This is a genomic window from Clostridium chromiireducens (assembly GCF_003575225.1).
Classification (GTDB): domain Bacteria; phylum Bacillota; class Clostridia; order Clostridiales; family Clostridiaceae; genus Clostridium; species Clostridium chromiireducens.
On sequence record NZ_QXDJ01000002.1, the window covers coordinates 549146 to 561580 of the forward strand.

At 31.9% G+C, this 12435-nt stretch carries 11 protein-coding genes; all 11 read left to right on the top strand.

Annotation, left to right across the window (positions count from 1 at the left end; translation table 11 throughout):
* The first annotated feature begins 1 nt into the window (after position 1).
* Positions 2-1186, top strand: a complete 1185-nt coding sequence (gene coaBC, locus D2A34_RS07810) for a bifunctional phosphopantothenoylcysteine decarboxylase/phosphopantothenate--cysteine ligase CoaBC (RefSeq protein ID WP_119366252.1) — start codon at positions 2-4, stop codon at positions 1184-1186.
* Between the two features lie 256 nt (positions 1187-1442).
* A complete protein-coding gene (priA, locus tag D2A34_RS07815) occupies positions 1443-3638 on the top strand; it encodes a primosomal protein N' (protein WP_119366253.1) in 2196 nt (731 codons plus the stop codon).
* Between the two features lie 12 nt (positions 3639-3650).
* Positions 3651-4094, top strand: a complete 444-nt coding sequence (def, locus tag D2A34_RS07820; protein ID WP_119366254.1) for a peptide deformylase — start codon at positions 3651-3653, stop codon at positions 4092-4094.
* 31 nt (positions 4095-4125) lie between these two features.
* Entirely contained in the window at positions 4126-5052 is a 927-nt protein-coding gene (fmt, locus tag D2A34_RS07825; RefSeq protein WP_119366255.1) for a methionyl-tRNA formyltransferase, read from the top strand.
* A 15-nt stretch (positions 5053-5067) separates the two neighbouring features.
* On the top strand, positions 5068-5760 hold the full coding sequence (locus D2A34_RS07830; protein ID WP_079438337.1) for a zinc metallopeptidase: 693 nt from the start codon (positions 5068-5070) through the stop codon (positions 5758-5760).
* 12 nt (positions 5761-5772) lie between these two features.
* A complete protein-coding gene (gene rsmB / locus D2A34_RS07835; protein ID WP_079438336.1) occupies positions 5773-7089 on the top strand; it encodes a 16S rRNA (cytosine(967)-C(5))-methyltransferase RsmB in 1317 nt (438 codons plus the stop codon).
* A gap of 14 nt (positions 7090-7103) precedes the next feature.
* Positions 7104-8156: a dual-specificity RNA methyltransferase RlmN gene (rlmN, locus tag D2A34_RS07840; protein ID WP_079438335.1), complete on the top strand. Its 1053-nt coding sequence runs from the start codon at positions 7104-7106 to the stop codon at positions 8154-8156.
* Complete coding sequence (locus D2A34_RS07845; RefSeq protein ID WP_119366256.1) at positions 8150-8869, top strand: Stp1/IreP family PP2C-type Ser/Thr phosphatase; 720 nt, start codon at positions 8150-8152, stop codon at positions 8867-8869. The genes rlmN and D2A34_RS07845 overlap by 7 nt, the downstream gene beginning before the upstream one ends.
* 1 nt (position 8870) lies before the next feature.
* On the top strand, positions 8871-10784 hold the full coding sequence (gene pknB / locus D2A34_RS07850) for a Stk1 family PASTA domain-containing Ser/Thr kinase (RefSeq protein WP_119366257.1): 1914 nt from the start codon (positions 8871-8873) through the stop codon (positions 10782-10784).
* Positions 10785-10920: 136 nt separating this feature from the next.
* On the top strand, positions 10921-11793 hold the full coding sequence (gene rsgA, locus D2A34_RS07855) for a ribosome small subunit-dependent GTPase A (RefSeq protein ID WP_079438332.1): 873 nt from the start codon (positions 10921-10923) through the stop codon (positions 11791-11793).
* The gene (rpe, locus tag D2A34_RS07860; RefSeq protein ID WP_119366258.1) at positions 11787-12434 is read left to right on the top strand and encodes a ribulose-phosphate 3-epimerase; all 648 of its coding nucleotides are present in this window, start codon (positions 11787-11789) and stop codon (positions 12432-12434) included. The genes rsgA and rpe overlap by 7 nt, the downstream gene beginning before the upstream one ends.
* The last annotated feature ends 1 nt before the right edge of the window (position 12435 follow it).

The window sequence follows — 12435 nt, forward strand, 5'->3', positions numbered from 1 at the left end:
AATGAAAAGGAATTTAGTACTGGGTGTAAGTGGAGGAATTGCAGTATATAAAGCATTAGAAATTGTAAGTCTGCTTAAAAAGAAGGACATCAATGTTGATGTTATTATGACTGAATCAGCTACTAAATTTGTAACTCCACTTTCTTTTCAATCATTAAGTCAAAATATGGTTACATATGATATGTTTGCAGAACCAAAGGCTTGGGAGATTCAACACATCAGCTTAGCAGAAAAAGCAGATTTATTTTTAGTAGCACCTGCTACCGCAAACATTATTGGAAAGATTGCAAATGGAATAGCTGATGATATGCTTTCAACTACGATAATGGCAACTAAAGCAAAAGTTATTTTTGCTCCAGCTATGAATACAAACATGTATGACAACCCTATAGTACAAGATAATATTAAAAAGCTAAAGTCTTTTGGATATGAATTTATAGAGCCAGCAGAAGGCAGGCTTGCCTGTGGAACTACTGGAAAAGGAAAATTAGAAAGTCCTGAAGTAATAGTAGATAGGGTTTTAATGGAGTTAAATGACAAGAAAGATTTAGTGAATAAAAATGTGGTAGTAACTGCTGGTCCAACTATAGCACCAGTAGATCCAGTTAGATTTATCACAAATAGATCAACTGGGAAAATGGGCTATGCTATTGCAAAAGAAGCAAGAAATAGAGGCGCTAATGTAACACTAATATCTGGGCCTACATCTATAGAAGTTCCAAAGAATATTAATATTGTTAAAGTTTCAACTAATGAAGAAATGAAAAAAGCAATTATGGAAGTATATAATCATGCGGATATAGTAATTAAATCTGCTGCCGTTGCTGATTATAAACCTAAAAATTATAGTACACAAAAAATAAAAAAAGGTGACAATGATTTGTGTATAGAATTTACAAGAGATAGTGATATATTAATGGAACTTGGAGAAAAAAAGGATAAGCAGATACTAGTTGGTTTTGCCGCTGAAAGTCAAGATTTAAAAGAAAATGCAATATCTAAGCTACAAAGAAAAAACTTGGATTATATTGTAGCAAATGATATAACTGCAAATGATACTGGGTTTGCCTCAGAAGATAATAAAGTAATAGTTTTGTCTAAAAGTGGTAAGGAAATATATTTAGATAAAATGAGCAAAGAAAAGATTGCAAGCAATTTATTTGACATTATACTTGAGAAGCGCTAGAATTTGCGCTTCTTTTATTTGATATATGAATATATTTAAGATAAATGTTTTAATATTGTGGTATACTTATTATTTCATGTTTGAGTGTTCTTGATATCAAGTGAAACTTGATTCGGGTGGAGTTTGATCTCAATCTGAATCTTGGTTGAACTTATAACCTCAAGGGGTACCTAGTCTAGGGAGTGCCACTGTTATCCTGGGTGTTACAGTGGCTAGACACAAACTAAATTTGGACGTAAGGTGGTTAAAGAAAAGTATGTATGCTGAAATAATTATAAATAGTGAAGCGCTAGAAATAGATAGACTATTTACATATAAAGTACCTTATGAACTTATGGAGAATATAGGAGTTGGATTTAGGGTTAACGTTCCTTTTGGCCAGAGGAATAAACCCATAGAAGGTTTTGTATTTTCATTATTGCAGGAGGATTCAATAAAGCTTGATTATAAAGTAAAAGAAATTTTAAAGTTATGCGATGATGAGGCTATGTTAACTAAAGAAGATATTGAAGTTATTCAATTCTTAAGAAGAAAATATCTTTGTAAATACATCGATGCAGTTCGTTTAATGATCCCAGTTGGAATAATGAAAGGATCAAAAAATAAGAAGAAAAAAGTTATAGTTATTAACAAAGAAGTGAAAGAGGATGAACTTAAAAAAGAAAGTTACATAAATTTATATAATTTCATAATTAATAATAATGGAATTTACACTAAATCAGAAATTGTTAATGACAAAGAATTTTCTTTATATTGTTTAAATAAGCTTATAGAAAAAGAAATATTAAAAGTTGAGGAACAAGTAGTTTTTAGATATAATACCCGCAGATATGATAATGATTATAATAAGTTATTAACTGATGAACAAAGAGAATGTTTAGATACTATTTTAAATGAGGCAAAATTAAAGTATCTTATAAAAGGTGTAACAGGGTCAGGAAAAACAGAAATATATATTAGATTAGTTGAAGAAATGCTGAATCAAGGAAAAAGTTCTATAGTTTTAGTACCAGAAATATCGTTAACTCCTCAAATGATTGAAAGGTTTAAGGGACGTTTTGGTGAAGATGTAGCATTGTTTCATAGCAAATTGAGTGATGGTGAAAGATTTGATGAATGGTATAGAATTAAAGAAGGAAAAGCTAAGCTTGTTATTGGAGCACGAAGTGCACTGTTCTTGCCGTTACAAAATCTTGGTCTTATTATAATTGATGAAGAACATGAAAACACATATAAGTCAGAACATAATCCTAAATATCATACTAGAGAAGTAAGTGAATTTATATGCGAGCTAAAAGGATGTAAACTTATATTAGGATCGGCAACTCCTAGCGTAGAAAGCTATTATAAGGGGCTTAAAGATGAATATACATTAATTGAAATGCATAAAAGAGTTAATGGAAAAAAAATGCCCCATATGCAGATAGTTGATATGAGAGAAGAATTAAAAAATAAGAATCTCTCTTTGTTTAGCAGACAGCTTTTAAATGAGCTTGAAAATACTCTGCGAGATAAAAAACAGGTGATTTTATTTTTAAATAGAAGGGGTTATTCAACTTTTATTTCATGCAGAAGCTGCGGATATGTATTTAAATGCCCAGAATGCGACGTATCCATGACGTATCATAAAAATGGATATCTAATCTGCCACTATTGTGGAAGAGCTGAGAAGGTCAGTAAAGTATGCCCTGAATGCAATAGTAAATATGTAAAGTTCTTTGGAGCGGGAACAGAAAGAGTTGAATTGGAAGTGAAAAAGTACTTTCCAAATGCTAAAGTATTACGAATGGATGTGGATACCACACGGCATAAAAATGCTCATGAGTCAATATATAACTCTTTTAAAAGTGGAGAAGCTGATATTTTAATAGGAACTCAAATGGTATCAAAAGGATTGGATTTTAAAAACGTTACATTGGTTGGAGTTTTGGCGGCGGATATGTCTTTAAATATGCCGGATTACAGGGCTGCAGAAAGAACCTATCAAATAATAACGCAAGTTGCAGGCCGAGCTGGTAGAGGAGAAGATGAAGGGAAAGTAATTGTTCAAAGTTATACTCCACATCACTATAGCTTAAAGTATGCAAAGGAAGAAGATTATGAATCTTTGTTTAGAGAAGAAATAAATATCAGAAGGTTGATGGGCAATCCGCCTTTTGGTAAAATATTATTAATCTTAGGTTCTTCGAAATATGAAGAAAAACTAGTAAAGTTTATGTATACTTTAGAAGGAAATTTGAAAAAATTAGTATTAGAAGATTTTACTATGCTTGGGCCAGTTCCTTGTATTATTACAAAATTAAAGGATAATTATAGATGGCAGATAATAATAAAAGGTAATTTTGACGATGAGTTTAGTGAAAAAGTAAAAGATACACTTTATCTATTAAATAAGAGTGTATATAATGAAGTAAGGGTTAGTATAGATATTAATCCAAATAATATGACATAGGGGGAATAGAACATGGCATTAAGAAATATTAGAAAATATGGAGATGACGTATTAAGAAAGAAGTGCAGAGAAGTTGATCAAATAGATGAAAGAGTATTGACTTTAATTGAGGATATGAAAGAAACAATGTATGATGCAGATGGTGTTGGTCTTGCAGCTCCACAAGTTGGAGTATTAAAAAGACTATTTGTTATAGATATTGGAGAAGGTCCACTAGTTTTTATAAACCCTGAAATAATAGAAACAAGTGGTTCTCAAATTGATGAAGAAGGGTGTCTAAGCTTACCTGGTGAAACTAAGGAAGTTATGAGACCTAACTATGTTAGAGCAAGAGCACTTAATGAAAAAGGAGAGGAATTTGAAATAGAAGGGGAAGAATTGCTTGCAAGAGCTATTCTACATGAATATGACCACTTAAATGGTACTTTATTCATTGATAGAGTTAAGAAGTCTTAAGAAAATAAATTTTGACAGGAGGAAGAACAGAGTGAATATAGTATTTATGGGTACTCCTGATTTTGCGGTTCCATCTTTAAGAAAACTAATTGAAATGTATGAAGTCACTGCAGTGCTGACACAGCCAGATAAGCCTAAAGGCAGAGGCAAAAAAATGGCATATTCAGCCGTTAAAGAAGAAGCGCTAAAGCATGAAATTCAAGTATATCAACCTATAAAGCTTAAAGATGATGCAGAATTAATCCAAAAGTTAAAAGAATTAAAACCAGATTTTATAATTGTAATAGCTTTTGGGCAAATATTATCTAAAGAAGTATTAGATATACCTAAATATGGGTGTATAAATCTTCATGGATCATTATTACCAATGTATAGAGGAGCTGCACCAATCCAATGGGCAGTAATAAATGGCGAAAAAGTTTCAGGAAATACCACTATGCTTATGGATGTAGGTATAGATACAGGAGATATGCTTCTTAAAGACGAAGTTGAAATTACTGATAATATGACTGCAGGAGAATTATATGATATATTAAAGGAAAGAGGATCAGATCTGCTGCTTAAAAGTATAGAAGGGCTTGTAAATGGAAGTATAACTCCTGAAAAACAGGGGGATAAAACTTTCTATGCAAAACCACTCGATAAAAATATTGCCTGTATAGATTGGAATAAAAGTTCAAAGGAAATTCATGATTTAGTAAGAGGATTAAATCCTTGGCCTATTGCCTATACTAATTATAAGGGCGAAAGAATGAAGATATACGAAACTGAGGCATTAGAAGAAAAGAGTTTGAAAGAACCTGGAACAATCATAGAAGTTAGTAAAAATGGTGTTAAGGTTTCATGTGAAGATGGAGTATTACTCATTAAGAAAGTACAATTTCCAAATGGTAAGCCTTTATCAATAGAACAATATATAAATGGGCATGAAATAGAGAACAATATAATTCTACAGTAATGGAGGGATGTATTAATGCATTTTTATCCGTTTTTTGATCCAACTATGATATTATTAATTCCAGCTATAATAATCTCATTCTGGGCGCAGACAAAAATTAGCAGTACCTATAACAAATATAGTGAAGTAAGAACAATGAATGGTTATACGGGACAGCAAATAGCTAGAATGATGTTAGATGAAGCAGGGCTTTTTGATATTAGAATAGAAGTTGTAAATACTAAACTTGGTGATCATTATGACCCAGCAAACAGGGTATTAAGGTTATCGCCAGATGTATATGCAGGTGGAACAATATCTTCAGCAGGAATAGCAGCTCATGAAGTTGGGCATGCAATTCAGCATAAAGAAAAATATACACCATTGGTTGTAAGAAATTCTATAGTTCCCGTTGTAAATGTTGGCTCAAGCCTTTCTTGGATACTATTCTTAGCAGGAATGTTTTTAGGATTTAAAGGTTTGACTACTTTAGGAATATTATTATTTTCGGGTGTAGTGATCTTTCAATTAATAACATTACCAGTTGAATTTGATGCATCCACAAGAGCATTAAATATATTAAAATCAAGAGGAATCCTATATGGAGACGAAACAAAGAAAGCACAAAAGGTTTTAAATGCGGCGGCTATGACTTATGTAGCAGCAACATTAATGGCAGTATCACAATTAATAAGGCTGATTGCGATAAGCAACAGTAGAGATGAATAGATGAGGTAGCATATGAATTGTAGAAAATTAGCAGTAAAAATATTAGGTAGAGTACTTAACGAAGGAGCATATTCTAATATAATACTATCAAAAGAATTAAATGAAGTTGAACTTAGCGATAAAGATAAGGCTCTACTTACTGAAATTGTATATGGAGTTTTAAGAAGAAAAAAGACTCTTGATATTATAATTTCTAACTTTGTAAAAGACATTAAACTAATGAATAAGGATATTTTAAATATATTAAGAGTAGCGATATATCAAATGAATTTCTTAGATAAAATACCAAGTTATGCTGCGTGTAATGAGGCAGTAGAAGAGGCGAAAGAAATTTCGGAAAATGACTCAAAATTAGTAAATGGGATACTAAGAAATTTCACTAAGAATCCAGATGATATAGAAGTTGAAGGGAATAAGATTGACGAGTATGCATATAAATTTTCGTTTGAACCTTGGATGATAAGACTTCTAATCAAACAATATGGAGAAAATCTATCAAAGAAGATAATGTCAGGATTGAATTCAATTCCACAGGTAAGTGTTAGAGTAAATGAAATCAAAGCAGATTACGATGACGTTTTTGAAAAGTTAGAAGAACTTGAATATGAAGTTGAAGAAGGCTCTATTTGTCCGGAAGCGATTTGCATAAAAGGTGGTAAATCAATAGAAAATAATCCTTTATTCCAAGAAGGAAAGATTACAGTTCAAGATGAAAGTGCAATGATTATAGCACCTTTATTAGAATTAGAAGAAGGAATGACAGTTTTAGATTTGTGTAGTGCGCCAGGTGGAAAAACTACTCATATAGCTGAAATACTTCAGAATACAGGAAAAGTATTAGCGTATGATCTTCATGAGTCTAAGCTTGGATTAATAAAAGAAAACTGCGAGAGATTAGGCATAACAAATGTTGAAGTTAATACAAGTGATGCAACTAAATTAAATCCAGATTTAATAGCATCTAGTGATAGAATTTTAATAGATGTTCCTTGTTCGGGACTTGGAATTATAAGAAAGAAACCAGAAATAAAATGGAATAAAACAAGAAATGATTTGAGAGAAGTTATAAAAGTTCAAAGAGATATAATGGAAAGCGCATGGATGTATCTAAAGGAAGATGGAATAATGATATATTCAACTTGTACATTAAACAAAGAAGAAAATGAAGAGAATATTGAGTGGTTTGTTAGTAGACATAAAGATTGCAGCGTGAAAAAAATCTTTATCGGTAAGCAAGATAACTTAGTATATAATAGAGATGGTTCTTTAACTATTCTGCCGAATGAAAATATGGATGGCTTTTTTGTGGCAAAATTAGAAAAAAAGTAATAGTAGGTGAATAAATGAATAATTTACTAGATTATACTTTAGAAGAACTAAAAACCTGGATGAAGGAAAACAATGAGAGTGCATTTAGGAGTACACAAATATTATCTTGGGTTTATAAGGGAATTAATGAATTCGATAATATGAAAAATATTCCCAAACCATTAATATCAAAGTTAAAAGAGAATTTTACAATTAGTTTACCAACTATAATTGAGGTCTATAAGTCTGATATTGATGGAACGGAAAAGTTTTTATTAGGGTTTGAAGATGGGAATTTAATAGAATCAGTACTTATGAGATATAAACATGGCAACTCCATATGCATATCAACTCAAATAGGATGTGCAATGGGTTGCAAGTTTTGCGCATCAACTATTGAAGGTAGAGTTAGAAATTTAACAACGGCTGAAATATTGGCACAGGTTTTAGTGGTGCAAAATTATATTAATGAGAGAATATCAAATATAGTGCTTATGGGAAGTGGAGAGCCCCTTGATAATTACGATAATGTTATAAAATTTCTAGAGTTAGTTTCGGCAGATTATGGCTTAAATATAGGACAGAGACACATAACATTGTCTACTTGCGGGCTTGTTCCAAAGATATATGAATTAGCCGATAAAAAGCTAAGTATAACTCTTGCGATTTCATTACACGCATTTAGTGATGAAAAGAGAAAAGAAATTATGCCTATAGCCAATAAATACAGCATTGAAGAAATAATGAAGTCTTGCAAATATTATATTAGTAAGACAAATAGAAGAATTACATTTGAATATGCATTAGTAAAAGATGTAAATGATGGCAGGGAAGATGCAAAGGCACTTGGAAAATTGTTAAAAGGAATGCTTTGTCATGTGAATTTAATACCTGTTAATGAAATTAAAGAAAATACATTTAAAAGATCTTCAAAGAAAACTATTGATGATTTTTCAGAAATATTAAAAAGTCATGGGATAGAAGTTACTATAAGACGTGAAATGGGAAGTGACATCAATGCAGCATGTGGACAACTTAGAAGAAGTTACATAAAGACCCAAAAAATAGAGGGGAGAATGAAATGGTAGGCTTAGTTAGTGATGTGGGATTAAAACGTACATTAAATGAAGATTTTGCTTCGTATTTAGAAAAGGATGAATTTAAAATATATGTAGTAGCAGATGGAATGGGTGGACATAACGCAGGAGAAGTTGCCAGCGAAATGGCTGCAAAGAGAATTGTTAATTATATAGATGAAAAATATTCTTCGACTAATGTTGACGAATTAATTGTAGAAGCTATAGAAAAAGTTAACAGAGATATATTTAATTTTTCTAATACTAATGAAAAACTAAGTGGGATGGGTACAACAGTTACAGCTTGTTTTATGACTAAAGATTTCATTCATGTTGCGAATGTAGGTGATAGTTGCTGTTTTGCAATAAAAAATAATCATATTAGAAAGATAACTAAGGATCATTCCCTGGTACAGGAATTGGTCGATATTGGAAGCATAAGCGAAAAAGAGGCAGAAAATCATCCTAAGAAGAATATCATTACTAGAGCATTGGGAACCAGCGATAGTGTAAGTGTAGATGTATTTGAAATGGAAAATAGTGAATGTGATTTATTTATATTATGTTCAGATGGATTGACTAATGAACTAACTAAGGAAGAAATTCTACAAGTTGTCATCGAAGAAGAGAACTATGTAAATATGGCTAACAGATTAGTATATTTGGCAAAAGAAAAAGGTGGCAGGGATAATATAACAGTATTGTTGTTTGGAGGAGATATGTAGTATGGATGGAATTGTACTTGGAAACAGATACGAGTTGTTAGAAAAAATAGGGGAAGGTGGTATGTCAGAAGTATTTAAAGCAAGGTGTAACAAATTGAATAGGTTTGTTGCGGTTAAAGTACTTAAAAAAGAATTTTGCAACAATCCTGACATTGTGGAAAAGTTCAAAGGGGAAGCGACTGCCATAGCAACTTTATCTGACAACAATATAGTAAATATTCTTGATGTAGGAACTCAGGATGACATAAATTACATTGTAATGGAATATGTTAAGGGAAAAACTTTGAAGGATATTATAAAGCAAGTTGGTAAGATGAATTATGAGACAGCAATATCAGTTGCTATTCAGATAGCTAAAGCTTTAGATTGTGCTCATAGAAATAATATAATTCATAGAGATGTAAAGCCACAGAATATTTTAGTGACAGAAGATGGAGTAATGAAAGTAACTGATTTTGGAATAGCAAAATCTACAACTTCTGAAACTATTACTAATACTAGTACAATAATGGGATCAGCTCATTATCTTTCTCCAGAACAAGCCAAAGGAAGTTTTATTGATTGCAGGACTGATTTATATTCTTTAGGAGTTGTGTTATACGAAATGGTTACAGGAACACTTCCATTTCAAGCAGATAGCGCTGTAACTATAGCGTTAAAACATCTTCAAGAAGAGGTTGTGCCACCTAAAAATCTTAATTCCAAAGTACCTGATAGTTTAAATCAGTTAATCCTAAAATCAATGCAAAAAGATCCTGTTAAAAGATATGAAAGTGCTAAAGAAATGATCGCGGATCTTCAGAAAATTAAAGATGATCCGAATGCTAAGATAGATAAAGAAGAGGATAATGACCACACAATAATAATGTCAGCTGTAACAAGTCATATTCCAAAGCAAGATGAATCGACTAATAAACAGAAAAAAGATGATGAATATGATGACGAAGATGATGATTATTATTATGAAGACGATGATGAAAAAGTAGGCGGAATAAATAAAGGCAGAATAATGAAGATAATAATTGGTGCAGTTTTGCTTTGTATATTAGTAGGCATGGGAGTAACAGCATTTAAGATGTTTAGTTCTTCTGCACCTAGCACTAAGGAAGTTCAAGTGCCTAACGTTGTAGGAAAGAGTTTAGATGATGCAAAGAAGGAGCTTGAAGCGGTGAAGTTGGTTTTAGTTGAAGGCGCAACAGAAGCTAGCGATGAGCCTCAAGGAACAGTTATTAAGATGAATAAAGAAGCGGGAAGCATGGTTAAGGAAAATAGCGAGGTCAGAGTTATTGTAAGTGGAGGGGCAACAAAGCTTAAAATGCCAGATGTACAATACTACGATATAGACGCAGCTAAGACTATTTTGAATTCTTTAGGTCTTAAGATTAGTGATCAAAGTGAGTCATTTAGTGATAATGTTCCAAAAGGACAGATAATAAGCCAAAGTCCGAAGAAAGATACTGAAATTACAACAGATGATAAGATTACAGTAGTTGTTAGTAAAGGACCGGAAATTAAGCTTACAACAGTACCTAGCGTAAAGGGATTAGATACTGATGCAGCAAAAGGTAAATTGGAAGATGCTAAATTAAAAGTAGCTATAGTTACACAAGAGACTCAAAATGAAAGTGAAAATGGCATAGTATTAGCTCAATCTATTGAAGGAAGTAAGGTAGAGCAAGGTACTTCGGTTACAATTACAATTGGAAAGTATGTTGCTAAACAAGAGCCAACTACACCTACACCAGGAAATACTAAGCCAGGTGAAACTACTACACCAGATAAGACCCCAGGAACTACTCCAGGCCCAGGAGGAACAGCTCCGACTACAGGAACAACTCCAACAGGACCATGGGATGATGTAACTACCAATCAAAACAATACAACACCAAATAAAACGTCAAACCAAAATCATTAGTTAAAAAAATAAAAGGGGAGGTTGATAAAAAAAACCTCCCCTTTTATAATATATTTAGTTACTAATTAAGGATTTTTAGGATAGAATTAATTATATATAGATAATAGTATAAATTATAAAGTTATGGAGGAAAAGTATGAATGGAAAGATAATAAAAGGCATAGGGGGATTTTACTACATTAAGACCGAAGAAGGTTTGATAGAATGTAAGGCTAGAGGGAAGTTCAGACATAAAGATATAAAACCTATGGTGGGAGATAATGTTACAATTCAAATGGAACATGGAAAAGGAGTTATAGAAGAAATACACGAGAGAAAGTCTACATTAGTTAGACCAACAGTAGCAAATGTTTCCCTTGCGTTTATTGTTTTTGCTGTTAAAAATCCAGATATAAACTTTGACTTATTAAATAAGTTTTTAATTTTATGCGAGTATAATGATATTGAAGTTATAGTTTGCTTAAATAAAATTGATTTAGTATCTGAAGAAGAGCGTGAAGAGATTAAGAAGAGAATAAATGACATAGGTTACGAGGTTCTTTATATAAATGCCAAGGCTGGAGTTGGAATAGAGAGATTAGTAGAAAAGATTAAGGGAAATACAACAGTTTTCTGTGGACCGTCTGGAGCTGGAAAATCAACCTTAATTAATAAGCTGTCTAACAAAGAGCATATGGAAACAGGCAAAGTTAGTGAGAAAATTGGAAGAGGTAAGCATACCACAAGGCACAGCGAACTTATTGAAGTAGCAGATGGATATATTGTAGATACACCTGGATTCTCAACACTAGAAATTAAAGATTTAATGGATAAGAACTCCTTGAAATATTGTTTTCCTGAGTTTACAGAGTATAATGATAATTGTAAATTTAGGGGATGTCTACATTTTAAAGAGCCAAACTGCGCAGTAAAAGAAGCAGTGGAGAATGAAACAATTAATCGATATAGATATGATTTTTATATAAAAACTTTAGAGGAAATAATGGAGGAGGAAAAAAATAAATGGTAAAGATTGCACCATCGATATTATCGGCGGATTTTTCAAAATTAGGAGAAGATATAGAAAGGATAGATAATGGAGGAGCAGATTTTATTCATATAGATGTGATGGATGGATCTTTTGTTCCAAATATATCTTTCGGATTTCCAGTGATAAAATCAATAAGGAATAGAACAGATAAAATATTTGATGTACACTTAATGATAAATAACCCAGGTAATTACATAGATGATTTTATAGAAGCAGGAGCTGATATAATTACAGTTCATTATGAAGCAGATAGACACATAGATAGAACAATTAACTATATTAAATCTAAAGGAAAGAAAGCAGCTATTTCATTGAATCCAGGAACGCCAACAAGTGTGTTAAAAGATTTAATACCGAACTTAGATATGGTTTTAATAATGTCTGTGAATCCAGGATTTGGAGGACAAAAATTTATACCATACTGCCTTGATAAAATTAAAGAAATAAAGGAATTAAGTAATAAGGTTAACCCATCACTTTTGATAGAGGTAGATGGAGGAGTAGATAAGACTAATGTAAGAGAGGTTATAGAAGCTGGTGCAAACGTAATTGTTGCTGGTTCTGCTGTATTTAATGGAGGAGAAATTAGTGATAATATAAGAGCCTTAAGGGGTGAATAAG